Origin of the sequence: Streptomyces sp. NPDC050738, assembly GCF_040654175.1 — a bacterium.
GTDB lineage: Bacteria > Actinomycetota > Actinomycetes > Streptomycetales > Streptomycetaceae > Streptomyces.
This window is the reverse complement of sequence record NZ_JBFAHN010000003.1, coordinates 389631-412076: the sequence shown is the minus strand read 5'-3', so window position 1 is coordinate 412076 and position 22446 is coordinate 389631. Positions and strand designations below refer to the sequence as shown.

The following is a 22446-nucleotide window of genomic DNA, read 5'->3' as shown; positions in this document are numbered from 1 at the left end:
CGAGCGGCCGCAGGGCCGCGATCGGGGGGTGCAGGGGGCGAAGCCCCCGCTTACCGGGGCCCGGGGTCCGGGACGAAGCCCCGGTTTCGGGAAGGGGCGGGGTGGGGGAGAGCCTCGCGCAGCGGCCCCCGCCCCCGGTCAGCCCGCGAGGTGGCGGACCTGGTCCCACAGGGTCGGGTCCACGACCCCCACCCGCCGCCGGAACTCCCACACCGCGACATCCCGCAGCTCATCGGTCTCCAGGAAACTGGTCCGCCCCCGCGCATCACCCACAGCCCCAGGCGGCAGCGGAATCACCCCGGGCCGCTCGTCGTGGTACTTGCTGGTGATCTTCGCGACCCGCACCTGTTCGCCCCGCACCGACAGCACCAGACACGGCCGGTCCTTGGCCCCGGGCCCGTCCTCGTACGGCACATTGGCCCACCAGATCTCCCCTGCCACAGGAGCCCGCTTGGGCCCCGGCCGCTTCCTTCCCGTCTGGCGTGGACCCCGCGCCCTCCCCGGCGGCCGGGTGCGTCCGCCGGGCCTCCGGCCCCCGCCCGCCCGACCCCGCCCGTCGATGACGGCGGCGACGAGCGCGATCAGTACGACGGCGATCAGCGCCAGCAACCAAGAGGTATCCATGCCGCTGACGCTACCTCCACCCGAACCGGTGACAACGCAGGTGAGTTGCCCCACAACGGCAGGCCGCAAAGGAGCGAGCCCCCCTTTCGCGCCTTACGCTCAACAGACGCTCAACCCCCGTCGCCTGCCCGTCCACGGAGGTTCCCTCCCTATGAAGCTCACTGTCGTCGGCTGCTCGGGGTCGTTCCCTTCCGCGGAATCGGCCTGCTCGAGCTACCTCGTAGAGGCCGACGGCTTCCGGCTGCTCCTCGACATGGGCAACGGCGCCCTCGGCGAGCTGCAGCGTCACATCGGTCTGTACGACCTGGACGCCATCTTCCTCAGCCATCTCCACGCGGACCACTGCATCGACATGTGCGCGTACTTCGTCGCCCGTTACTACCGCCACGAGGGCGGCCGCTGCGACGCGATCCCCGTGTACGCCCCCGAAGGTGCCGACCAGCGCCTGACCACGGCGTACGCCGACACTCCTTCGCCCACTTCCATGGCCGAGGTCTTCGACTTCCACACCCTGAAGCCGGGCTCCTTCGAGATCGGCCCCTTCTCGGTCCGCATCGAGAAGGTCTGCCACCCGGTCGAGGCGTACGGCATCCGCATCGAGCACGACGGCAAGTCCCTCACGTACTCCGGCGACACGGGAGTCTGCGACAGCCTGCACGAACTGGCCGACGGAACCGACCTGTTCCTCTGCGAGGCCTCCTTCACGCACGGCAAGGAGGACGTCCCCGACCTGCACCTCAACGGCCGCGAGGCGGGCGCCCACGCGGAGCGCGCGAAGGCGGGCCGCCTGGTGCTGACCCACATCCCGCCGTGGACGGACGCGGAGCGGAACCTGGCGGATGCGCGTGCGGTGTACGGGGGAGAGGCCGAACTGGCCGTTCCCGGCGCGGTGTACGAGATCTGAGGCGTACGCGCCCACGCGAAGGGCCCCGGAACCAAGTGGTTCCGGGGCCCTTCGTCATGACACTGCCCGAGGCTTACGCCTTGGTGAGGTCCTCGATCTCCTCCTCGGGCTCGCGGCCCGGGGTCTTGAGGTCGAACTTGACGATCGCGAACCGGAAGATCACGTAGTAGAGCGCTGCGAAGCAGAGCCCGATCGGGATGATCATCCATGGCTTGGTCGCGAGGTTCCAGTTCAGGGCGTAGTCGATGAGACCGGCCGAGAAGTTGAAGCCGTCGTGGACACCGAGGCCCCAGGTGATGGCCATCGACGCGGCGGTGAGCAGCACGTGGACCACGTACAGCAGCGGCGCGATGAACATGAACGAGAACTCGATGGGCTCGGTCACACCGGTGACGAACGAGGTCAGACCGATCGAGATCATCATGCCGAGGACGGCCTTGCGGCGCTCGGGACGGGCGGTGTGCGCCATGGCGAGCGCGGCGGCCGGGAGGCCGAACATCATGATCGGGAAGAAGCCCGAGGTGTACATGCCGGCCGAGGGGTCACCGGCCATGAAGCGGGTGATGTCGCCGTGGACGACGTCGCCGGCGGAGTTGGTGAAGTCACCGATCTGGAACCAGGCGACCGTGTTGACGAACTGGTGCATGCCGACCGGGATGAGGGCACGGTTGACGCCGCCGAAGAGGGCGGAGCCACCGGAGCCGAGGCTGGTCATCCAGTTGCCGAAGTGGGTGATGCCCTCACCGACGGGCTCCCAGACCAGACCGAAGAAGACGCCGACAGCGACGCCGACAAAGGCCATGATGATCGGGACGAGACGGCGGCCGTTGAAGAAGCCGAGCCAGTCGACGAGCTTGGTGCGGTGGAACCGCTGCCACAGGACCGCGGTGAGCAGACCCATGATGATGCCGCCCAGGACGCCGGGGTCGTTGAAGACCGCTGCGACGTCGACGCCCTTGTTCGCCGTCGTGTTGACGACTGCCTCGTGGACCGGGAAGGCCTGCAGCACCTTGCTGTAGACGAGGAATCCGACGACCGCGGCGAGCGCGGTGGAGCCGTCGGCCTTCTTGGCGAAACCGATCGCCACGCCTATGCAGAACAGGATCGGCAGGGCGCCGGTGATGGCACCGCCCGCGTTGCCGAAGACCGCGGAGACCTTGTCCCAGCCGAGACCGTCGGCGCCAAAGACGTCCGGCTGGCCCAGACGGACCATGAGGCCTGCCGCCGGCAGGACAGCGATCGGCAGCTGCAAGCTGCGACCGACCTTCTGCAGGCCCTGGAACAGGCCCGATCCCCGCTTCTTTGCGGGAGCCGCCGTAGCGGTGGCCGTACTCATCAACTTCCTCCATGTACGCCGGGGTGCTGCCTGCGGACGTCGGGGGACGGAGCAGCATCCAGGTGGTCTACACCACTCAGTGGTGTAGACCTGTTGTACATGGTGAAGGCGGAATAAAGGAACCCCCTCATATCTGTGGGGCTGGACACACCGCACCAGAAACACCGAAAAGCCCCAGTCCTTTACGGAACTGGGACTTCCGGATGACGGGAGGCTGAAGCCGTCCGTCTGTTACTTCACGTTGTCGCGCTCCATCTGCTCCGCGACTTCGTCGTCCTCACGGCCCGGTGTCTTCAGGTTGAACTTGGTGATGACGAACCGGAACAGCGCGTAGTAGACCGCCGCGAAGACCAGGCCGATCGGGATGATCATCCATGGCTTGGTGGCGAGGCTCCAGTTGATGACGTAGTCGATCAACCCTGCCGAGAAGCTGAACCCGTCGTGCACGCCCAGCGCCCAGGTGACCGCCATCGAGACACCGGTCAGGACCGCGTGGATCGCGAACAGCAGCGGGGCGATGTAGAGGAACGAGTACTCGATCGGCTCGGTGACACCCGTGACGAAGGAGGTCAGGGCCACCGAGATCATCATGCCGGTGATCTCCTTGCGGCGGTGCGGCTTCGCGCAGTGCGCGATCGCCATCGCGGCCGCCGGGAGGGCGAACATCATGATCGGGAAGAAGCCCGAGGTGAACTGTCCCGCCGTCGGGTCGCCCGCCAGGAAGCGGGTGATGTCACCGTGCACCACGGTGCCGTCCGGCTTGGTGAAGTCGCCGAACTGGAACCACATGAAGGTGTTCAGGAACTGGTGCATGCCGATGACGAGCAGTGCACGGTTGGCGACACCGAAGATGCCCGAACCGACCCAGTCCAGGTCCGACATCCACTGGGCGAACGACGTCAGCGCGTCACCGACCGGCGGCCACACCCAGAGGCAGATCACCGCGAAGCACAGTGCGATGCCCGCCATGATGATCGGGACGAGGCGACGGCCGTTGAAGAAGCCGAGCCAGTCGACCAGCTTCACGCGGTGGTAGCGCTGCCAGAAGAAGGCGCTGAGCAGGCCGATGATGATGCCGCCGAAGACTCCGGGGTTCTGGAAGCCCGCCGCCGATGCCGTCTTGGCCGCGTAGTCCACGCACTGGTTGCCGGCGATGACCGCGCCGTCCGCACAGTCGGTGGGGAACTTCTGCAGGATCGCGTAGTAGACGAGGAAGCCGGTCACGGCCGCGAGGGCGGTGGAACCGTCCGCCTTCTTCGCCATGCCGATCGCGACACCCACCGCGAACAGCAGCGGCATGCCGAGGGAGGAGTCGAGCAGTGCACCACCCGCTCCGGCGAAGACCTTGGCCACGTTGTTCCAGCCCAGGCCCGTCGGACCGAAGACGTCGTCCTGGCCCAGCCGGTTGAGGATGCCTGCCGCCGGCAGAACGGCGATCGGGAGCTGCAGACTGCGCCCCATCTTCTGCAGCCCACCGACAAGCCCCTGATACCAGGGCACCTGCGCGGCGGATGGATTGGTGCTCATCGGCGTCCTCCTGGGGCGGGCCGTACACTGGTGTAGACCACTGTGTTCAACGGGGCGGTGCTCTAGTCGCCATCCTGTGACGGACGGTCACATAACGCCCGCGTAAGTGGTCCAAACGTGCGTTACCGTGATGAAACGGACCGGATCGCCGGGCCACGAAAAGACACTCAGGAGTCAGATATGGCCACCAAGGCTGAGAAGATCGTCGCCGGGCTCGGCGGACTCGAGAACATCGAAGAGGTCGAGGGCTGCATCACCCGCCTGCGTACCGAGGTCAAGGACCCCGCGCTCGTCGACGACGCCGCGCTCAAGGCGGCCGGCGCCCACGGCGTCGTGAAGATGGGCACCGCGATCCAGGTCGTCATCGGCACCGACGCCGACCCGATCGCCGCCGACATCGAAGACATGATGGAGTAGGCAGCCACAAACCCGCAGAAGGGCCTGTTCCGACCGACCGGAACAGGCCCTTCTGTGTGCGTACGCAACCGCTACCTGACCCGCACCGCCAGGATCGCCACGTCGTCCGGGTTCGCCCCCTCGTCCAGGCACTCCTCCACCAGGTGCGCGCACAACTCGCCCACCTCGGAAGGGGCGTTGAGCGCCGCACGCCGCAGCCGCTCCAGCCCCGTCCCCAGGTCCTCGCCCCGCCGCTCCACCAGACCGTCCGTGTACATCACGAGCAGCGCACCCGGCGGCAGCGGCACCTCCGTCGCCTCCGCGTGCCAGTCGTCCACGACGCCCAGCGGGACGCCCTGTCCCGCCCGTACGAACGAGGCACCCGACTGGTCGATCAGCAGTGGTGGCGGATGACCGGCCGAGACCACCCGCGCCACGTGCTCGGCCGGATCCACCGTCATGTAGAGGACCGTCGTCATATCGGTCAGCGCCATGTTCTGGGTGAGCGCGTTGAGGTCGGTCAGCACCGCCACCGGGTCCTCGCCCTCCACCAGGGCGTACGCACGCAGTGCCGTACGCAGCTGGCCCATCGCCGTCGCCGCGCCGAGCCCCTTGCCCATCACGTCGCCCAGCGCCAGCGCCACCTTGCCGTCGCGCAGGGCCACCACGTCGTACCAGTCGCCGCCCGCCTGCATCCCGTGCGCGCCGGGCAGGCTGCACGCGGCTATCTGCACCCCTTCGACATCGGGGAGCGTCTGGGCGAGCATCGACTGCTGCAGGGTGCTCGCGATGCGCCGCTCGCGCTCGTACAGCTGCGTGTTCTCCACGATCTGGCCCGCGAACCGGCAGTAGGTGTTGGCGAGTTGGCGCCTGCGCAGGGTCGGGCGGCCCGGCCGCTTGAAGGCCCAGCCCACCAGGCCGAGGCGCCTCCCGTCCGAGGTCGAGAGCGCCAGCGCGTACACGCTGCGGAACCCCGCGGCGCGGCCCAGCTCGCGCAGCTGCTCGTCGCAGGACGGGTCCGTCGCCACGTCCTCGATGATCAGCGTGCCGCTGCCGTCGGCCACTTCGTCCAGCAGGAAGGGGTCCTGGGACAGGTCCCCGAGTGAGCAGTGCATCCCCTCCCTGCCGGCGTCCGGCAGCCCGAACGTCACCTGCGTGGGCGTCGTCTGGTTCTCCTCGTCCCAGAGCCACGCCACCCCCATGTCGGCGTGCAGCAGCGTCGCGCCCTCCTCCAGCACCTGCTCCAGCGCGCTCTCCAGCGACCCGAGGCCCGTCAGCCGCTCGGTCAGACCGTGCACCCAGGTCAGATCCTCCAGCTGGTCGGCCAGCCGCTGGTTCGCCTCGTCGAGTTCGGCGGCCGCGTGCCGCTGGTGGGAGACGTCGTGGATGTACGAGACGGCCAGCGGCTGCCCGCCGTAGGTGCACTCCAGGGGGCTGGCGCTGATGTCCAGCCAGAGCGGCGGCTCGCCGGGCACCCGGTACTGGACCTCGGCGCGGGTCGCGCGCCGGCAGTGCAGGGCGATGCCCATCGGTGAATCGTCGAACGACATGGGCTCGCTGTTGCGGTCGAACAGCAGGCGTGAGGCGGCGGCGATACCGCCGGGCTCCATCGGCACCGGCGTACGGAACAGCTCGGAGAGCCGCTGGTTCGCGTACACGGCGGTGCCGCCGTGGTCGGCCGATGCGATCAGGATCCCGTGCGGGGATCCCTCCAGGACCGTGACCGAGGAGAAGCGGTCGGACGACTCGGACGACTCGGTCGGGGCCTGCCGGAGATCGACGGTCATGACTGCCTTTCCGCATAAACAATTTACTTCTTTACTCTTACGGTAGTAATTGTCTCATAAGTCCGTCTTGGGTCTTTCGTCGCCGCCCCTCGGGGGGCGCTCGGCCCCACCACCAGGCCCGCTAGGCTCGACGCCATGTCTCGCATCGACGGCCGCACCCCCGAACAGCTCCGCCCGGTCACCATCGAACGTGCCTGGAGCAAGCACGCCGAGGGCTCCGTCCTCGTCTCCTTCGGCGACACCAAAGTCTTCTGCACCGCCTCCTTCACCGAAGGCGTACCGCGCTGGCGCAAGGGCAGCGGGGAGGGCTGGGTCACCGCCGAGTACTCGATGCTGCCCCGCTCCACCAACACCCGCGGCGACCGCGAATCCGTACGCGGCAAGATCGGCGGCCGCACCCACGAGATCTCCCGCCTCATCGGCCGCTCGCTCCGCGCCGTCATCGACTACAAGGCGCTCGGCGAGAACACGATCGTCCTCGACTGCGACGTCCTCCAGGCCGACGGCGGCACCCGTACGGCAGCCATCACCGGCGCCTACGTCGCCCTCGCCGACGCCATCGCCTGGGGTCAGTCCAAGAAGGCCATCAAGCACGGCCGCGTGCCGCTGACCGGCACCGTCTCCGCCGTCTCCGTCGGGATCGTCGACGGCGCCCCCCTCCTCGACCTCTGCTACGAGGAGGATGTGCGCGCCGAGACCGACATGAACGTCGTCTGCACCGGTGACGGCCGCTTCGTCGAGGTCCAGGGCACCGCCGAGGCCGAGCCCTTCGACCGCAAGGAGCTCAACGCGCTCCTCGACCTCGCCACCGGCGGCTGCGCGGACCTCACCGCGCTCCAGGTCGAGGCGCTCGGCCGGACGCTCGGCGAGTAAAGAAGCAACCAAGAAGACTCTCTTCACGTCATCCCAGACACGGGCGCGCGGATCGAACCGTGCGCCCGTCCGTCTGTCCGAACCGGGGGAGCCATGCGCCGAATCGCACTTGCCACCACAGTCGTTGCCGCTCTGGCACTCACCGGTGTCGTCGGCTGCAGCGCGGTCGACAAGGCGGTCGACTGCGTCCAGACCGCCGACGCCGTCGCCTCCAACGTCAACAACCTCCAGCAGGCCGTCTCCAACGCCGCCAACGACCCGACGCAGGCGTCCGAGGCTCTCGACGACATCACCAAGAACCTCAAGTCGCTCAACGACAAGACCGACGACGCGGACCTCTCCAAGGCGATCGACAGCCTCAACACGGCGGTGGACAACGTCCGTTCGTCGATCAAGAGCGGCGACAAGACCCCCGATATCGGCCCGGTCGCTGATGCGGCTTCGGAGCTGGGTAAGGTCTGCACCTCGTAGACCGCCAGGGGGGCCTGACCGTATGCGCCGTCGCAGCTGTGCCGCAGTGCTGATCGTCGTGGCCGTCGCCGGCGCGTTGCTCCTCCACAGCTGCGTCTCCGACACGGACGACCCCAGGGCCGAGGACTGCCGGAAGACCCGCACGCTGCGGTCCCTGGCGATCAATTCCGTGACGACCATCGCGTCCCCCGAAGAAGTACGGAACCAGCTCACCGTGCTCCACGGCGGCGAGGACCTCCACGACGCCGACGTCCAGCAGGCGGTGTTCAACATCGGCGATGCCCTGGATGCCGATGACGCCCCGGCGATGGTCGACGCCGGGCTCGACCTCGCCAAGGCCTGCGAGGCGGAATAATCGCCCCCATGAGCCGTCTGATCCTCGCCACCCGCAACGCCGGGAAAGTCACCGAACTCCACGCGATCCTCGCCGGGGCGGGCCTCCCGCACGAACTCGTGGGCGCCGACGCGTACCCCGAAATCCCCGACGTGAAGGAAACCGGCGTCACCTTCGCCGAGAACGCCCTCCTCAAGGCCCACGCCCTCGCCCAGGCGACGGGCCTGCCCGCGGTGGCCGACGACTCGGGCCTCTGCGTGGACGTCCTGAACGGCGCCCCCGGCATCTTCTCGGCCCGCTGGTCGGGCACGCACGGCAACGACCAGGCCAACCTGGACCTGCTCCTGGCCCAGCTGTCGGACATCGCCGACGAACACCGCGCCGCCCACTTCGCCTGCGCGGCAGCCCTGGCCCTCCCCGACGGCACGGAGCGCGTGGTCGAGGGCCGCCTCCTGGGCACCCTGCGCCACACCCCGGCGGGCAAGGGAGGCTTCGGCTACGACCCGATCCTCCAGCCCGACGGCGAGACGCGAACCTGCGCGGAGATGAGCGCGGAGGAGAAGAACGCCATCAGCCACCGCGGCCAGGCGTTCCGGGCACTTGTTCCGGTGGTCAGGGAGCTGCTGGGCTGACGGCGAAAAGGTCCACCCCCGCTGAGACGGGGGCGGACCTCTTCTGCTCTGTACGGCCGGTGGGACTCGAACCCACACGGGTGTTAACCCACTGGGACCTAAACCCAGCTCGTCTTTCCAGTTCCGACACGGCCGCCAGTCGCTGTCATCGTACCGGGCGACCGACTTCCGAGACCGGTGGGGCATCAAGGCGGTGGGCTACTCGACCGCCTGTCGTCCTTTCTTACGGTTGCGGCACCAGGTGTCGGTCAGGGCGTGGCAGTTCGGGCAGAGGTACCGGAGGTTGCCGGCCCGGTTGTCGAGCCAGTTACCGTCGATGTGGTCGATCTGGAGAGTCATCGGCCGCCCGAGCCACTCGCCGGGGTTTCCGCACGAGGCGCACTGATAGGCGACGCCGATCTCCTGCAGAGCGCGGTGGAGGCGCGGCCGGTTTGCGCGCGCAGAGCCCGGCTTCATGACGACGAGGGTCTGGGGCGCGATCAGTTTGGGCACGTGCAATGTCGCAGAGCCTCCTGAACTCGTCGAGGCCCACGAGCGACGCTTGAAGTGGGTGGTGTCGAGGCCGAGTTGGATACACAGCCGACGAATACGGCGGTGGTTCGTGTCGTTCGGCTCCAGGTTGAGCGTGCGCATGACGTCCGCGTAGCTGGCGGCCTCGGGAACAGCTGTCCGCAGCGCTTCTTCGTCGATCGCCAGACGGGCGTTTCGGAAATGGGTGGTGTGGATCCCCAACTCCTTGACCAGCCGCCCCAGCGCAGCACGCGATCGGCTGTCGCCCTCGGCCAGACCGAGTTCGCGCGCCATACCGCGGAGACTCTCGGAAAGGGCAGCGGTGGTCCGCAGTTCCTGCTCGGTAAAGGGGAGTTCGTCGGCCTGCGGGCTATTGAGTCCCGGGAAGTGGCTGACATCGATGCCCGCCGCCGCGATGCGTCGCCTGATGTGCGAGAGGGTGCCGGTCGCAGGCGGGGCTCCGAGCTTCGTCACCACCTCACGCAACGTCGACGACGTGGTGACGGCTGCCGATATGGCTTCGTCCGTGTACTTGCGGAAGGGGCTCCGCTGCTGGAAGTGGCTGGTGTCGATCCCGAGCGATTGGACCCTCTTCTTGAGGGTGCGGTGTCGCCCACCGCTCGTCTTCAGGCCGAGACGGCGCATCAGGTCAGTCCAGTTCTTCGATGCGGCGACGGCCTCGATCAGCTTCGCTCTGTCCAATGAGTCGGCCATGTCGGTTGCCCCTCCGAATCCGGCCGCGCGTTCGCAGCCTCGTACGGAGTAACGAACCGTTTATCGGATGGTCACGTCCGAAAAACGGAACAGCCCGCCCCACTTGATGTACGCGGGGCGGGCCGTCCGGGAAGGGGGCGTGCGTCAGAACTTGGGGTCCGGGGTCTGGGCGTGGACCAGTTCCTCTGCCTCTGCCTTTGTCTCCACCGAGGGGGGCGAGCCGGCCAGGGGCTTCTGGGCCGTTTCCTTCATGCAGGCCACCGCGATCACGCCTACCAGGGCCGCCGCCATCGAGTAGTACGCCGGCATCAGGTTCGAGCCCGTCCAGGCGATCAGGGCGGTGATCACCAGGGGGGTCGTACCGCCGAAGAGCGAGGCCGAGAGGTTGTAGCCGACCGAGAGCGAGCCGTAGCGGACCTGGGTGGGGAAGAGGGCCGGGAGTGCTGCCGACATCGTGCCCAGGAGGCAGACCAGGGAGAGGCCGAGCATCAGCATGCCCGCCACGATCGCGGGGATCGAGCCCTGGCCGATCAGGAGGAACGCGGGGAGCGAGAGGAAGAAGAAGCCCAGCATGCCCGCCATCAGGAGCGGCTTGCGGCCGAAGCGGTCGTTGAGCTTGCCGACCTGGTTGATGATCAGCATCAGGAAGGCCATCACGCCCAGCAGGATCACCAGGCCGTGCGTCTCGCTGTAGCCGAGCTCGTCCGAGAGGTACGTCGGCATGTACGAGAGCAGCATGTAGTCGGTGACGTTGTACGCGCCTACCAGGGCGATGCAGAGGACGAGGGACGGCCAGTAGTCCTTGAAGATCTTGCCGAGGTCTGCCGTTGCCGAGGTCTCCACCACGTCCGCCGCCTCGCTCGCGCGGGCGTTCTCGTTCTCCAGCTTCTGGAAGGCCGGGGTCTCGTCCAGCTTCAGCCGGAGGTAGAGGCCGACCAGGCCCAGGGGGCCCGCCACCAGGAACGGGATGCGCCAGCCCCAGGAGTTCATGTCGGGGGTGGACAGGACCGTGGTGAGGATCGTGACCAGGCCCGCTGCGCCGACGTAGCCGGCCAGGGTGCCGAATTCCAGGAAGCTGCCGAAGAAGCCGCGGCGCTTGTCGGGGGCGTACTCGGCGATGAAGGTCGAGGCGCCGCCGTACTCGCCGCCGGTCGAGAAGCCCTGGAGCATCCGGAAGAGGATGAGGAGGACCGGGGACCAGAAGCCGATCGCGGCGTAGGAGGGAAGCAGGCCGATCGCGAAGGTGCCGATCGCCATCATGATCATCGTGAGGGCGAGGACCTTTTTGCGGCCGATCCTGTCGCCCATGGGGCCGAAGACCATGCCGCCGATGGGGCGTACCAGGAACGCGACTGCGAATGTTGCGAACGAGGACAGCAGCTGGACGGTGTCTCCGGCGCCGGAGAAGAAGACATGGCCGATGGTGGACGCCAGGTAGGCGTAGATCCCGAAGTCGAACCATTCCATCGCGTTGCCGAGCGAGGCCGCCTTGACGGCCCGCTTGACCGCCGCTTCATCGGTGACGGTGATGTCTGTGCGGCGGAGTTTCGGGTTTTCGCGTCGCTTGATCGCACGGAAGAGAGTCCGGTGGCGCTTGACCGCTTCCGGGTCGGCCTGGCTCTCGGGGCCTTCGGCGGCCATGGTCCTGTTCCTCTCGTCGGCTTTCGCGTCTATAAGAGAAACATCTGCACACTCATGGCGATCGCAAACCGAAGTCCCACCTGAGTGGGACTTCGGTCACTTGTCTTCAGAGGCCGAGGTCCTTGATGATCTTGGCTACGTGGCCGGTCGCCTTGACGTTGTAGAAGGCGTGCTCGACCTTGCCCGCCTCGTCGACGACGATCGTGGAGCGGATGACGCCCGTCACCGTCTTGCCGTAGAGCTTCTTCTCGCCGAACGCGCCGTACGCCTCCAGGGTCTCCTTCGACGGGTCGCCGACCAGGGTGACCTTCAGGGACTCCTTCTCGCGGAACTTCGCGAGCTTCTCCGGCTTGTCGGGGGAGACCCCGATGACGTCGTATCCGGCGGTGGCCAGGAGGTCCAGATTGTCCGTGAAGTCGCAGGCCTGCTTGGTGCAGCCGGGGGTCAGGGCGGCCGGGTAGAAGTAGACGATGACCTTGCGCCCCAGGTGATCCGCGAGCGAGACGTTCTTGCCGTCCGCGTCGGGGAGGGTGAAGGCCGGGGCGGTGTCGCCGGTCGTGAGTCGCTCGCTCATCGGGGGTCCCATCGAGAAGAGATGTGCGTACGTCGTCGAGCGTAATAGGGGTGCCGTGGGGTGCGGTGCGCCGTGAGCTGACAGACTGTCGACCTACGACTACCGGATACGACGACGGAGGCAGCGCAGTGTCGGATGTGTCGGACGCAAGGACCCCTGCGCAGATCGAGGCGGACATCAAGAGCCGGCGCGATCAGTTGGCGGTCACCCTGGACGAGATCGGTGTGCGGCTGCACCCGAGCACGGTCATCGGGGACGCGAAGGCCAAGGTCGCCTCGGCCGTGGACCAGACCGCCGGCCGCGCTTTCGTCGCCGTGAACCGGACCGTGAGCGATGTGCGGTCGCAGTTCGTGGACGAGGACGGTGCGCCTCGCCTGGAGCGGGTCGTTCCGGTGGCGGTGATGGTCGTGGGCCTGGTGGGGCTGCTCGCCTTCTCGGCCAGGCGCCGTCGGGCCTGACCCCTTCTGTGAACAGCGGCTTCGCGGGCGGGTAGGTTCGAACCCGTGAGCCCCGTGAACAAGGACACCACCCACGACAAGCTGCCCATCCGGATGCTGCACGACCGCGTGCTCGTCCGGTCCGACACGCCTGAGGGCGAGCGGCGCTCGGGCGGCGGCATTCTGATTCCGGCGACGGCCGCGGTCGGCAGGCGCCTGGCCTGGGCCGAGGTGGTCGCGGTCGGCCAGAACGTGCGGACCGTGGAGGCGGGGGACCGGGTGCTGTACGACCCGGAGGACCGTGCCGAGGTCGAGGTGCGCGGGGTGTCGTACGTCCTGATGCGGGAGCGGGATCTGCACGCTGTCGCGTCCGAGCGCGTGGACGAGGGCACGACCGGCTTGTACCTGTAGCGGCGCTTTCTGTGGCTGTTTGCTACGTTTGAGGGACCCCGACGAGACGCGCCGTACCGGGTTCCGTAAAGACGACGCACCCCTGTTGTTCCTACACGGAGGTTCGTCGTCATGGCGTGGGTTCTGCTCGTCGTCGCCGGTCTGCTCGAGGTCGCCTGGTCGATCGGGATGAAGTACACCGAAGGATTCACGCGGCTGGTGCCGAGCCTTCTCACCGGCGCCGGGATCGTCGCCTCCATGTTCCTGCTGTCGCAGGCCACCAAGACCCTGCCGATCGGTACGGCGTACGGGGTCTGGGTCGGAATCGGTGCGGCCGGTGCGGCGGTGTTCGGCATGGTGGTGCTCGGTGAGCCTGCCACCGCCGCCCGGATCTTCTTCGTCTGTCTGCTGCTGGTCGCCGTCGTCGGGCTGAAGGCGACCTCGGGGCATTAGCGCTGGTTCTTGTCGCCGGTGCCGTTCTGGTCGGGGAGTCCGAAGCTGAACGTCGGGCTCTCCGTCGGGAACGTCGGGGAGTCCGTCGGGGACGGCGACGGCGGCTCGGTGGTCGGCGGCTCGGTGGTCGGAGTCTCCGACGGCGGCTCGGTGGTCGGCGACTCCGTCGGGGTCTCCGAGGGCGAGGGCGAGAGGGTCGGTTCGGGCGATGCGCCGGACTGGAGCTCCAGGTCGAAGCGGACGGGGGTGGTGTTCGCGAGGGCGCCGGCCGTGTACTGGCCCCAGATCTGGGCGGGCGGGCCGCCGCCGTTGATGCGCCTGAGGCCGAGTGCTCCGTACAGCGGCTTCTGGTTGCCGTTCTTCGGGTCCTCGCCCATCATCGCGACGACTGTGGCGAGCTTCGGGGTGTAGCCGGCGAACCAGGCGGCCTTGTCGTCGTCGATGGTGCCGGTCTTGCCCGCGACCTGCCAGCCGGGGACGCTCGCCGCGGATCCGGTGCCGTTCTGGACGACGCTCGTGAGCATCGAGGTGGTGGTGTCGGCGGCGTCGCGCGGGGTGTTCTGGCTGTCGTCCTCGCCGGGGAGGGTGACCGGGTCGCCGTTCTTGGTGAGCTTCTCGACGAAGGTGTACGGACGGAAGTTGCCGTGGTTGGCGAGGGTCGCGTACGCGTGTGCCATGTCGAGCGGGCTGACCTGGGCGACGCCGAGTGCCATGGAGGGGCCGGGGTTGAGGTTGACCGTCTTCTTCGGTACGCCGAGGTCGGTGGCGGTCGATGAGACGTTGTCGGTGCCGACGTCCTCGGCCATCTGCGCGAAGACCGCGTTGACGGAGTTGTCCATGGCGGTGGAGACGGTGATGTTGCCGTAGTCGCGCCCGTCTTCGTTGGGCGGGGCGTAGCCGGTGGGGCCGTCGGGGCCCTGGACCTCGCGCTGGCTGTTGCCGTTGTAGATCGTGTACGGGGTGATCGTGCGGCCGTCCTGGGTGGTGGAGTTGTTCTGCACCGCCGAGGTGAAGATGAACGGCTTGAAGGTGGAGCCGACCGCGAAGTCGCGGCGGGTGGCGTTGGAGATGTAGTGCTTGAGGTAGTCCGTGCCGCCGTACAGGGCACGGACCTTGGCGTTGTCCGGCTCGATGGAGGCGGCGCCGATCTGGACGTAGCTGTCGGCCGGTGTGCTGCCGAGTTTCTCGGTGACCTGCTGTTTGACGCTCTTGGTGAGGTCGTCCTGCTTGGACTTCTGCAGGGTGGTGGTGATGCGGTAGCCGCCGGCGGCGAGTTCGTCGGTGGAGACGATGTCGGCGGTGTCGAGGTAGTTCTTGACGGCTTCGACGATGTAGCCGCGCTGGCCCGAGAGGCCGGCCGAGGGGTGGGCGGCGGGGATGTCGGGGAACCGGGCCTCGTCGTGCTGGGCCTGCGTGATCCACTTCTCCTTGAGCATCCCGTTGATCACGTACTGCCAGCGGGCCTTCGCCGCGGGCTTGTTCTCGGGGTGCGCGGCGACGTCGTAGGCGCTCGGTGCGTTGAGGAGGGTGGCGAGGAAGGCGCTCTGGGAGAGCGTGACCTCGTCGGCGTCCTTGGAGAAGTAGGCCTGGGATGCGGCCTGGATGCCGTAGGCGTTGCGGCCGAAGTAGCTGGTGTTGAGGTATCCGGCGAGGATTTCGTCCTTGGACTCGTTGCGGTCGACCTTGATGGAGATGAACAGTTCTTTGATCTTGCGGACGATCGTCTGTTCCTGGCCCAGGTAGTAGTTCTTCACGTACTGCTGGGTGATGGTCGAGCCGGACTGTTTGCCCTTGCCGGTGACGGTGTTGAACAGGCCGCGCAGGGTGCCGGTGATGGAGATGCCGCGTTCGTTGTAGAAGTTGCGGTCCTCGGCGGCGAGCGTGGCGTGCTGGGTGGTGAGGGCGATGCGGCTGAGGGGGACGTCCTCGCGGTTGACCGCGCCGTCGATGGCGAGCTGGGTCTTGCCGTCGGCGTAGAGGTAGACGTTGGACTGGGCGGTGGCCGCGTCGTTCGGGTCGGGGATGGGGACCAGGGCGTAGCCGAGGAAGAACAGGCCGATGCAGAGCAGCAGGAAGCCGAGGACGCTGCCGAGGACCCAGCGCCAGCGGGGGACGAAGCGGCGCCAGCCCGTGCGCTTGGGGCGTTTCGTTTTTCCTGGCTTGCCGCCCTGTCCGGGAGCGGGATGTGGCTCCTGGCCCGGGCCGGAGGCGGTGAGGTCCCGGGGTGTCCAGCCCGGGTGCTGCTGGTCCGGCTGCTCGTCGCTCATGTCTCTCCGGCCGTAATGGGATGGTATGCGCCCATACTGCACTTCTCCGGTGGCTATCCCACGGACCCCTGGGCCGGACGTGAAAACCTGTCGCGGCGGCCCGCTCCGCTGGACTAAGGTCTTGCGCTTTGGTGCGCGAACGGAGGGGACCTGGTGGTACGGCTGTATGCGCTGGTCGCGACGGGTGGGTTCCGGCGGCACGCGACCTACCGGATGGCGACGCTCGCCGGGGTGTTCACCAACACCGTCTTCGGGTTCATCGTGGCGTACACCTACATCGCGCTCTGGGACCAGCGGCCGCACCTCGGAGGGTACGACGAGGCCCAGGCCCTGACCTATGTGTGGCTGGGGCAGGCGGTATTGGCGACCATGGCCATGATGGGCGGCGGCTTCGAGGACGATCTGATCGAGCGGGTCCGCAGCGGCGACATCGCCATCGATCTCTACCGGCCCGCCGACCTGCAACTGTGGTGGATGGCGGGAGACTTGGGGCGGGCCGCCTATCAGCTGCTGGTGCGCGGCACGCTGCCGATGGCGCTGGGGGCGCTCGCCTTCGATCTCGCGCTTCCGGTCAACCCTTTCGTGTGGATTGCCTTTCTCGTCTCGGTGTTCCTGGGCGTGGTGGTCAGCTTCGCGGTGCGCTATCTGGTGGCGCTCACCTCCTTCTGGCTCCTCGACGGGGCGGGTGTCGCGCAGATGACCTCGCTGGTCGCGCTGTTCTTCTCGGGGATGCTGCTGCCGCTGAACGTCTTCCCCGGGGCGCTGGGCGAGCTGGCCAGGGTGCTGCCCTGGTCGGCGCTGCTGCAGATCCCGGCGGACGTCCTGCTCGGCAAGCACACGGGGTGGGGCCTGGTCGGTGCGTACGCCTTCCAGCTCGGCTGGGCGGCGGTGCTGCTGGTCGCGGGCCGGATGCTGCAGTCCGCGGCGACCAGGAAAGTGGTGGTGCAAGGTGGCTGAGGGGCGGCTGGTGGAGAACAGGGTCGTGGCCGGTGTCCGTACATACGGGCTGATCGTCTCGATGTGGATGCGCTCGACGATGGCCTACCGGGCCTCCTTCGCGATGACGGCCTTCGGCAACTTCGCGGCGACCGCCTTCGACTTCGTCGCGATCCTGCTGATGTTCAGTCACGTCGATTCGCTGGGCGGCTACTCGCTCCCGGAGATCGCCTTCCTGTACGGGGCGTCCGGCATCTCCTTCGGCCTCGCCGACCTGGCGCTCGGGTCGATGGACCGGCTCGGCAGGCGCATCCGCGACGGCACGCTTGACACGCTCCTGGTGCGCCCGGCGCCGGTGCTCGCGCAGGTCGCCGCGGACCGTTTCGCGCTGCGGCGGCTGGGGCGGGTCACGCAGGGGGCGCTCGTGCTGGGCTATGCGCTGGTGGTGCTCGACATCGACTGGACGGCGGTGAAGGTGCTGCTCGTGCCGGTGATGCTGCTGTCCGGCGGGGCGATCTTCGCGGCGGTGTTCATCGCGGGGGCGGCCTTCCAGTTCTGGGCGCAGGACGCGTCGGAGGTGCAGAGCGCTTTCACGTACGGCGGGACGACGCTCCTTCAGTACCCGCCGACGGTCTTCGCCCAGGACCTGGTGCGGGGCGTGACTTTTGTGATCCCGCTGGCCTTCGTCAACTGGCTGCCCGCGCTGTATGTGCTGGGGCGGCCGTATCCGCTGGACGTGCCGCAGTGGTTCGCCTTCATGCCGCCGGTGGTGGCGGTGGTGTGTCTGGGGCTTGCGGGTCTCGCGTGGCGGGCGGGGCTCCGCTCGTACCGGAGTACAGGAAGCTGAGAGGGAGTTGAGGGGTGGCCGTGGACGCGGACTTCATTGAACTGGACGGCCTCGAGAAGGTCTTCGACGTACGGCGCAAGGCGGGGCTCTGGCGCCGCGAGAAGACGGAGGTGCGGGCGGTCGACGGCATCAGCTTCACCGTCGCGCGCGGGGAGATGGTCGGCTACATCGGCCCCAACGGTGCGGGGAAGTCGACCACCATCAAGATGCTGACGGGCATCCTCACCCCGAGCGGTGGCCGGCTGCGGGTGGCGGGCCTCGATCCGTCGCGCGAGCGGACGAAGCTGGCGCAGCGCATCGGGGTCGTCTTCGGGCAGCGCACGACGCTGTGGTGGGACCTGCCGCTGCGGGATTCGTACCGGCTCGCGCACCGGATGTACCGGATCCCGGACGCGCGCTTCCGGGAGAACATGGAGCGGTGTGTCGAACTCCTCGATCTGGAGGAGCTGTTGGAGGTGCCGGTACGCCAGCTCTCGCTGGGTCAGCGGATGCGCGGGGACATCGCGGCGGCGCTGCTGCACGATCCCGAGGTGCTGTATCTGGACGAGCCGACGATCGGGCTCGATGTCGTCTCGAAGGCCAAAGTGCGGGAATTCCTGCGGGAGTTGAATGCCGAGCGCGGGACGACGGTGCTCCTGACCACGCACGATCTGCAGGACATCGAGCAGTTGTGCAAGCGCGTGATGGTCATCGACCACGGGCGGCTGATGTACGACGGCTCGCTGGCCGGGCTGCACGAGGTGGGGTCGGGGGAGAGCGAGCGGATGCTGGTGGTGGACCTGGAGCGCGAACTTCCGCCGGTGCGGGCGGAGTCGGTGCGGGTGGTGAAGGTGGAGGGTCCGCGGCAGTGGCTGGCCTTCCCCGCGTCGGCTTCGGCGGCGCCGATCGTCGCGGAGATCGCGGCTTCGTACCCGCTGGTGGATCTCTCCGTACGGGAACCGGACATCGAGGCGGTGATCGCAAAGATGTACGCGGATCGCGGGGTTTACTAGGCTGGCGCCCATGACTTCTGAACTCCCCGAGATGCGCGCCTCCGATGCCGAGCGCGAAAGGGTCGCCGAGTCGCTGCGGGAGGCCGTGGCGGAGGGCCGCCTGGACATGGAGGAGTTCGAGAACCGGCTGGACGCGGCCTACAAGGCGCGTACGCATGGGGAGTTGGAGCCGCTCGTACGGGACCTGCCCGCGCCGGGGACGGTCGCCGGGAGCGCGGCGCCCGAGGTCGCGGCGAAGGGCGGCTGGGCGGAGCGGATCGGCGGCACGGTCTCCTCGTCGGGGGCGTTCGCCTTCTGGGGAGGCTTCAGCCGTAAGGGCCCGTGGACGGTGGGCCGGAAATTCACGGCGTTCGCGATGATGGGCGGCGGCGATATCGACCTGCGCGAGGCGCGGTTCGCGGACCGCGATGTGGTGATCCGCTGCTTCACGCTGATGGGCGGGATCGGGGTGACCGTCCCGCCGGACCTGACGGTCACGGTCAAGGGCATCGGCATCATGGGCGGCTTCGGCGACGAGGCGACGGGCGAGGGCACGCCGGGGTCGCCGCGGGTGACGGTGACGGGGTTCGCGCTGATGGGCGGGGTCGGGGTGGAACGCAAGATCACTCGGGCGGAGCGGCAGCGGCTCCGGGAGGCGAAGAAGGCGGAGCGCAAGGAATTGGGCTGAGGGGGTTTCCACTCCGGTGGGCCGGGCGGGGGCTTCGCCCCCTGCACCCCCGTACGCGGCCGAAGGCCGCGACAAGGGGGTCCGGGGGCGACGCCCCCCCACGCGGCGGAGCCGCAAATGTCACAGCCGGGAAGGGGCGGGGTGGGGGACAGCCCGCGCAGCGGCCACCGCGGGCCGGGCACCGTCAGAGGCCGGCGATCGACACCGCGCGGCCCATCGCCCGGTATCCCGCATCGCCCGGATGCAGATGGTCCCCCGAGTCGTACCGCTCCAGCATCCGCACCGGCGCGTACGGATCCCGCACCACCCGGTCGAAGTCGACGACCGTGTCGAAGATCTTCCCCGACCTGATCGCCGCGTTGACCGCCTCGCGGACCGCCTCACGCCGCGCCGTCGCCCGCGCATACCCGCCGAACGGTGTCAGCGTCGCCCCGACCACCCGCAGGCCGCGCGCATGCGCCCGCGCGGTCAGTTTGCGCAGGCCGGCCGTGATCGACGCGGCGTCGCTTCCGTGCAGTACGTCATTGATCCCGAGCGCGACCAGCACGGTCGACGTCCCGCTGCGCCCCAGCACGTCGCTGTCGAACCGGGCGAGCCCGCTGCGTCCGCCGCGCCCGTCGGTCAGCAGACGGTTCCCGGCGATGCCCGCGTTGACGACTCCGAAGCGGCCCGCCACCCGGTCGGCGAGCACGTCGGGCCACCGGCGGTCGGCGCCCACGCTCGACTGGTAGCCGTCGGTGATGGAGTCCCCGAAGGCGACGACGGTGCTGTCGGCCCGGTTCGTCAGGACGTCGACCGCGGTCAGATACCGCCAGTACGAGGTCTCGACCTCGAAGCCACCCGTGCTCACCAGCGCGGACAGCTGCTGGGCGTGCGGGTGGTACGTGACGGGCCCGCCGCCCGAGGCCGTCAGCACGTCCACCACCAGGTCCGCGTCCGCCGCGATCTTCACCCGCACCGGGTCGGACACCACCAGCCGCCCGGCCGGAATCGTCACCCGCGTGGAGCCGTCGAAGGTGACGCGGACGGTGCCCACCGTGGCCCGGCCGATCCGCAGCGCCCGTATCCCGTACAGATTCGACAGGGTGATGCGCGCAGCCGTGCCGCCCACGCTCGTGTGCACGATGTTGCGTACGGTGCTCCCGGGAAGGCCCCGCGAGGTCCCCGGCTCCGCACCGGCCGGTGCTCCGGCCCAGGTCCCGACCCACACCGGCGGCTTCGCCAGCTGGGAGCGGACCGCGGATGCGGGCGTACGGGCGACCAGGACGATCCCTGCGGACACGGCGACCACGAGCGCCACCAGCGCGGCGAGCAGAATGTAACCGCGACTCAGGGGTCTCAGGGTCATATCAGGGGTCTCCTTGGGAACTCGGCGTGCGTCCCGGGAGTAGCTCAGGCAGGGACAATACGTACGGGGGTCGCGCATGGACGGACGGGCGGAGCGGATGGAACGTACGAGAGGGACCGGCACCCCGGACCAGGGCGCCCCGGCCCCGCTGGGCTCCTTTGCCTTCAGCGCGGCCGACGAGGAGAAGCGCCGCGGGGTGCGCCGGATGAAAGCGACGGCCACCGGCCTGCTTCTGATCGTCTCCTTGATTTTCGTACTCGCCACCTGGGCGAAGAACACCGGGGCCGGTTCCTGGGCGGGTTACGTCGCCGCGGCCGCCGAGGCGGGCATGGTGGGCGCGCTGGCCGACTGGTTCGCCGTGACGGCGCTCTTCCGGCGCCCGCTCGGTCTTCCCATCCCGCACACCGCGATCATTCCCAACAAGAAGGACCAGCTCGGGGAGTCTCTCGGTTCCTTCGTGGGCGAGAATTTTCTCTCGGGTGATGTCGTACGTTCCCGGCTGCGCGCGCTCGGCATCGGACGCCGTCTGGGAGCGTGGCTGGCGGAACCGGAACACGCCGACCGGGTGACGGCCGAGCTCTCCACCGCGCTGCGCGGCGCACTCACCGTCCTCAGGGACTCCGACGTCCAGGCCGTGGTCGGCGAGGCGATCACCCGCCGTGCCAACGCGGCCGAAGTCGCCCCCGGCGTCGGCAAGATGCTGGAGAAGGTCGTCGCGGACGGCGGCCACCGCCGCGTCGTCGACCTGATCTGCGCCCGCGCCCACGACTGGCTGACGCTGCACGCCGACTCGGTGATGGACGCGGTCCAGGGCGGCGCCCCCGGCTGGACCCCGCGTTTCGTCGACCGCAAGGTGGGCGACCGCGTCTACAAGGAACTGCTGCGCTTCGTCACGGAGATGCGTGACATGCCGGGCCACCCGGCGCGCGGCGCACTCGACCGCTTCCTCGCCGACTTCGCCTCCGACCTCCAGTCGGACACCGAGACGCGGGCCAAGGTGGAGCGGCTGAAGTCGGACATCGTGGGCCGGCCCGAGGTGCAGGACGTGATCGCGTCCGCGTGGTCCTCCGTACGCACCATGATCATTTCGGCGGCGGAGGACGAGCAGAGCGAACTGCGCCTGCGCGCCCGGGCTTCGCTGATGTCGCTCGGTGCGCGGCTGTCCACGGACGAGCGGCTGCAGGCCAAGGTGGACGGCTGGCTGGAGGAGGCCGCGGTGTACGTGGTGACGACGTACCGCACCGAGATCACCTCGCTCATCTCGGACACGGTCGCGGGCTGGGACGCCGACCACACCTCGAAGAAGATCGAGGCGCACATCGGCCGTGACCTGCAGTTCATCCGGATCAACGGCACGGTGGTCGGCGCCCTGGCGGGCCTGCTGATCTATTCGGTCACGCAGGCGGTGGGCGGCTAGGCCCGGACACCCCCTAGCGCCTGCGCCTGCGGGCCACCGTGGTGGTGACCGCGGAGGCGGCGGCGATGCCACCCGCGACGCCGAACACCGCGGGCCATGCCCCGACCCTCTTGGCCAGCGGGTGCGAGCCGGCGAAGGCGGCGAGGTACGCGCCGCTCAGGGCCACGGCGGTCCGGGTCCCGGCCGCCTGCTGCCAGTCGCGCGCGGCGACCGCGCCGGCGGCGGCCAGCACGGCCCCGCCCAGCTGCCGCTTCCTGGTCCACCGGGCGACGGCGTACCCGCCGACGAGCCCGCCCGCCGCGACAACTGCTGCCGGAACCTTCGCCATGACGACATCCTCCTGGTCTACGGACCCCCGAGATGGCCGAG

The 22446-nt window shown here is 68.7% G+C and carries 24 protein-coding genes, 1 tRNA gene and 1 riboswitch; of the genes, 14 read left to right on the top strand and 11 right to left on the bottom strand.

Annotation, left to right across the window (positions count from 1 at the left end; genetic code table 11):
• Positions 1-138 precede the first annotated feature (138 nt).
• Positions 139-624 carry a type II toxin-antitoxin system PemK/MazF family toxin gene (locus tag AB0H78_RS09960; protein ID WP_363233772.1) on the bottom strand — a complete coding sequence of 162 codons (486 nt, stop codon included), beginning with the start codon at positions 622-624 and terminating at the stop codon, positions 139-141.
• 151 nt (positions 625-775) lie between these two features.
• Here AB0H78_RS09960 and AB0H78_RS09955 point away from each other — a divergent pair, with 151 nt between their 5' ends.
• Complete coding sequence (locus tag AB0H78_RS09955) at positions 776-1528, top strand: MBL fold metallo-hydrolase (RefSeq protein ID WP_363233771.1); 753 nt, start codon at positions 776-778, stop codon at positions 1526-1528.
• Positions 1529-1601: 73 nt separating this feature from the next.
• On the opposite strand, the gene AB0H78_RS09950 is transcribed toward AB0H78_RS09955, so the two are convergent.
• Together AB0H78_RS09950 and AB0H78_RS09945 are read right to left on the bottom strand one after the other, a co-directional pair.
• On the bottom strand, positions 1602-2864 hold the full coding sequence (locus AB0H78_RS09950; protein ID WP_363233770.1) for a PTS transporter subunit EIIC: 1263 nt from the start codon (positions 2862-2864) through the stop codon (positions 1602-1604).
• Positions 2865-3095: 231 nt separating this feature from the next.
• Positions 3096-4391, bottom strand: a complete 1296-nt coding sequence (locus AB0H78_RS09945) for a PTS transporter subunit EIIC (protein ID WP_363233769.1) — start codon at positions 4389-4391, stop codon at positions 3096-3098.
• Between the two features lie 144 nt (positions 4392-4535).
• Here AB0H78_RS09945 and AB0H78_RS09940 point away from each other — a divergent pair, with 144 nt between their 5' ends.
• Complete coding sequence (locus AB0H78_RS09940; protein ID WP_363234100.1) at positions 4536-4808, top strand: PTS glucose/sucrose transporter subunit IIB; 273 nt, start codon at positions 4536-4538, stop codon at positions 4806-4808.
• Between the two features lie 71 nt (positions 4809-4879).
• On the opposite strand, the gene AB0H78_RS09935 is transcribed toward AB0H78_RS09940, so the two are convergent.
• The gene (locus AB0H78_RS09935; protein ID WP_363233768.1) at positions 4880-6574 is read right to left on the bottom strand and encodes a GAF domain-containing SpoIIE family protein phosphatase; all 1695 of its coding nucleotides are present in this window, start codon (positions 6572-6574) and stop codon (positions 4880-4882) included.
• A 135-nt stretch (positions 6575-6709) separates the two neighbouring features.
• On the opposite strand from AB0H78_RS09935, the gene rph reads away from it, so the two are divergent.
• The 4 genes from rph (at position 6710) to rdgB (ending at position 8884) form a co-directional block, all read left to right on the top strand.
• Positions 6710-7447: a ribonuclease PH gene (gene rph / locus AB0H78_RS09930; RefSeq protein ID WP_363233767.1), complete on the top strand. Its 738-nt coding sequence runs from the start codon at positions 6710-6712 to the stop codon at positions 7445-7447.
• Between the two features lie 93 nt (positions 7448-7540).
• Positions 7541-7918: a hypothetical protein gene (locus AB0H78_RS09925; protein WP_363233766.1), complete on the top strand. Its 378-nt coding sequence runs from the start codon at positions 7541-7543 to the stop codon at positions 7916-7918.
• Positions 7919-7940: 22 nt separating this feature from the next.
• Positions 7941-8273, top strand: a complete 333-nt coding sequence (locus AB0H78_RS09920; RefSeq protein ID WP_363233765.1) for a hypothetical protein — start codon at positions 7941-7943, stop codon at positions 8271-8273.
• An 8-nt stretch (positions 8274-8281) separates the two neighbouring features.
• Positions 8282-8884 (top strand): RdgB/HAM1 family non-canonical purine NTP pyrophosphatase, encoded by a 603-nt coding sequence (rdgB, locus tag AB0H78_RS09915; RefSeq protein WP_363233764.1) that lies wholly within the window; start codon positions 8282-8284, stop codon positions 8882-8884.
• 51 nt (positions 8885-8935) lie between these two features.
• Here the strand turns inward: rdgB and AB0H78_RS09910 are convergent.
• The 4 genes from AB0H78_RS09910 to bcp form a co-directional block, all read right to left on the bottom strand.
• Positions 8936-9020 (bottom strand) — tRNA-Leu (locus AB0H78_RS09910).
• Positions 9021-9082: 62 nt separating this feature from the next.
• Positions 9083-10108: an HNH endonuclease gene (locus tag AB0H78_RS09905; RefSeq protein WP_363233762.1), complete on the bottom strand. Its 1026-nt coding sequence runs from the start codon at positions 10106-10108 to the stop codon at positions 9083-9085.
• Positions 10109-10252: 144 nt separating this feature from the next.
• Complete coding sequence (gene proP, locus AB0H78_RS09900) at positions 10253-11749, bottom strand: glycine betaine/L-proline transporter ProP (protein WP_363233761.1); 1497 nt, start codon at positions 11747-11749, stop codon at positions 10253-10255.
• Positions 11750-11855: 106 nt separating this feature from the next.
• Complete coding sequence (gene bcp, locus AB0H78_RS09895) at positions 11856-12323, bottom strand: thioredoxin-dependent thiol peroxidase (protein ID WP_363233760.1); 468 nt, start codon at positions 12321-12323, stop codon at positions 11856-11858.
• 137 nt (positions 12324-12460) lie between these two features.
• Between bcp and AB0H78_RS09890 the strand changes: the two genes are divergently transcribed.
• The 3 genes from AB0H78_RS09890 (at position 12461) to sugE (ending at position 13603) form a co-directional block, all read left to right on the top strand.
• A complete protein-coding gene (locus AB0H78_RS09890) occupies positions 12461-12781 on the top strand; it encodes a DUF3618 domain-containing protein (protein ID WP_363233759.1) in 321 nt (106 codons plus the stop codon).
• Between the two features lie 93 nt (positions 12782-12874).
• The gene (locus AB0H78_RS09885) at positions 12875-13171 is read left to right on the top strand and encodes a co-chaperone GroES (RefSeq protein WP_363234099.1); all 297 of its coding nucleotides are present in this window, start codon (positions 12875-12877) and stop codon (positions 13169-13171) included.
• Between the two features lie 17 nt (positions 13172-13188).
• Positions 13189-13252, top strand: a riboswitch (guanidine-III (ykkC-III) riboswitch).
• A gap of 30 nt (positions 13253-13282) precedes the next feature.
• On the top strand, positions 13283-13603 hold the full coding sequence (gene sugE / locus AB0H78_RS09880; protein ID WP_363233758.1) for a quaternary ammonium compound efflux SMR transporter SugE: 321 nt from the start codon (positions 13283-13285) through the stop codon (positions 13601-13603).
• Here the strand turns inward: sugE and AB0H78_RS09875 are convergent.
• Positions 13600-15870, bottom strand: coding sequence for a transglycosylase domain-containing protein (locus AB0H78_RS09875; protein ID WP_363233757.1), 2271 nt, complete (start codon positions 15868-15870; stop codon positions 13600-13602). The two genes, sugE and AB0H78_RS09875, sit on opposite strands and share 4 nt — an antisense overlap.
• 213 nt (positions 15871-16083) lie before the next feature.
• On the opposite strand from AB0H78_RS09875, the gene AB0H78_RS09870 reads away from it, so the two are divergent.
• From AB0H78_RS09870 to AB0H78_RS09855, 4 genes are all read left to right on the top strand, one after another.
• Positions 16084-16827 carry an ABC-2 family transporter protein gene (locus AB0H78_RS09870; RefSeq protein WP_363234097.1) on the top strand — a complete coding sequence of 248 codons (744 nt, stop codon included), beginning with the start codon at positions 16084-16086 and terminating at the stop codon, positions 16825-16827.
• Positions 16828-16888: 61 nt separating this feature from the next.
• Positions 16889-17653, top strand: a complete 765-nt coding sequence (locus tag AB0H78_RS09865) for an ABC transporter permease (RefSeq protein WP_363234096.1) — start codon at positions 16889-16891, stop codon at positions 17651-17653.
• Between the two features lie 20 nt (positions 17654-17673).
• Positions 17674-18645 carry an ATP-binding cassette domain-containing protein gene (locus AB0H78_RS09860; RefSeq protein ID WP_363234095.1) on the top strand — a complete coding sequence of 324 codons (972 nt, stop codon included), beginning with the start codon at positions 17674-17676 and terminating at the stop codon, positions 18643-18645.
• Between the two features lie 10 nt (positions 18646-18655).
• Positions 18656-19312 (top strand): DUF1707 domain-containing protein, encoded by a 657-nt coding sequence (locus AB0H78_RS09855; protein WP_363233756.1) that lies wholly within the window; start codon positions 18656-18658, stop codon positions 19310-19312.
• Positions 19313-19496: 184 nt separating this feature from the next.
• On the opposite strand, the gene AB0H78_RS09850 is transcribed toward AB0H78_RS09855, so the two are convergent.
• Complete coding sequence (locus AB0H78_RS09850; RefSeq protein ID WP_363233755.1) at positions 19497-20660, bottom strand: SGNH/GDSL hydrolase family protein; 1164 nt, start codon at positions 20658-20660, stop codon at positions 19497-19499.
• A gap of 97 nt (positions 20661-20757) precedes the next feature.
• On the opposite strand from AB0H78_RS09850, the gene AB0H78_RS09845 reads away from it, so the two are divergent.
• Positions 20758-22077, top strand: coding sequence for a DUF445 domain-containing protein (locus AB0H78_RS09845; protein ID WP_363233754.1), 1320 nt, complete (start codon positions 20758-20760; stop codon positions 22075-22077).
• A gap of 13 nt (positions 22078-22090) precedes the next feature.
• Here the strand turns inward: AB0H78_RS09845 and AB0H78_RS09840 are convergent, their stop codons facing one another.
• Entirely contained in the window at positions 22091-22405 is a 315-nt protein-coding gene (locus AB0H78_RS09840) for a hypothetical protein (protein WP_363233753.1), read from the bottom strand.
• Positions 22406-22446: the final 41 nt, after the last annotated feature.

Bases quoted from the DNA above. Each gene is read 5' to 3' on its own strand.
- AB0H78_RS09905 (WP_363233762.1), bottom strand. From the start codon at position 10,108: ATGGCCGACTCATTGGACAGAGCGAAGCTGATCGAGGCCGTCGCCGCA.
- AB0H78_RS09960 (WP_363233772.1), bottom strand. From the start codon at position 624: ATGGATACCTCTTGGTTGCTGGCGCTGATCGCCGTCGTACTGATCGCG.
- AB0H78_RS09875 (WP_363233757.1), bottom strand. From the start codon at position 15,870: ATGAGCGACGAGCAGCCGGACCAGCAGCACCCGGGCTGGACACCCCGG.
- AB0H78_RS09945 (WP_363233769.1), bottom strand. From the start codon at position 4,391: ATGAGCACCAATCCATCCGCCGCGCAGGTGCCCTGGTATCAGGGGCTT.
- AB0H78_RS09950 (WP_363233770.1), bottom strand. From the start codon at position 2,864: ATGAGTACGGCCACCGCTACGGCGGCTCCCGCAAAGAAGCGGGGATCG.
- bcp (WP_363233760.1), bottom strand. From the start codon at position 12,323: ATGAGCGAGCGACTCACGACCGGCGACACCGCCCCGGCCTTCACCCTC.
- AB0H78_RS09955 (WP_363233771.1), top strand. From the start codon at position 776: ATGAAGCTCACTGTCGTCGGCTGCTCGGGGTCGTTCCCTTCCGCGGAA.
- AB0H78_RS09920 (WP_363233765.1), top strand. From the start codon at position 7,941: ATGCGCCGTCGCAGCTGTGCCGCAGTGCTGATCGTCGTGGCCGTCGCC.
- AB0H78_RS09865 (WP_363234096.1), top strand. From the start codon at position 16,889: ATGTGGATGCGCTCGACGATGGCCTACCGGGCCTCCTTCGCGATGACG.
- AB0H78_RS09840 (WP_363233753.1), bottom strand. From the start codon at position 22,405: ATGGCGAAGGTTCCGGCAGCAGTTGTCGCGGCGGGCGGGCTCGTCGGC.
- AB0H78_RS09855 (WP_363233756.1), top strand. From the start codon at position 18,656: ATGACTTCTGAACTCCCCGAGATGCGCGCCTCCGATGCCGAGCGCGAA.
- AB0H78_RS09925 (WP_363233766.1), top strand. From the start codon at position 7,541: ATGCGCCGAATCGCACTTGCCACCACAGTCGTTGCCGCTCTGGCACTC.
- AB0H78_RS09935 (WP_363233768.1), bottom strand. From the start codon at position 6,574: ATGACCGTCGATCTCCGGCAGGCCCCGACCGAGTCGTCCGAGTCGTCC.
- rdgB (WP_363233764.1), top strand. From the start codon at position 8,282: ATGAGCCGTCTGATCCTCGCCACCCGCAACGCCGGGAAAGTCACCGAA.
- AB0H78_RS09870 (WP_363234097.1), top strand. From the start codon at position 16,084: ATGGCGACGCTCGCCGGGGTGTTCACCAACACCGTCTTCGGGTTCATC.
- AB0H78_RS09850 (WP_363233755.1), bottom strand. From the start codon at position 20,660: ATGACCCTGAGACCCCTGAGTCGCGGTTACATTCTGCTCGCCGCGCTG.
- AB0H78_RS09845 (WP_363233754.1), top strand. From the start codon at position 20,758: ATGGAACGTACGAGAGGGACCGGCACCCCGGACCAGGGCGCCCCGGCC.
- AB0H78_RS09885 (WP_363234099.1), top strand. From the start codon at position 12,875: ATGCTGCACGACCGCGTGCTCGTCCGGTCCGACACGCCTGAGGGCGAG.
- rph (WP_363233767.1), top strand. From the start codon at position 6,710: ATGTCTCGCATCGACGGCCGCACCCCCGAACAGCTCCGCCCGGTCACC.
- proP (WP_363233761.1), bottom strand. From the start codon at position 11,749: ATGGCCGCCGAAGGCCCCGAGAGCCAGGCCGACCCGGAAGCGGTCAAG.
- sugE (WP_363233758.1), top strand. From the start codon at position 13,283: ATGGCGTGGGTTCTGCTCGTCGTCGCCGGTCTGCTCGAGGTCGCCTGG.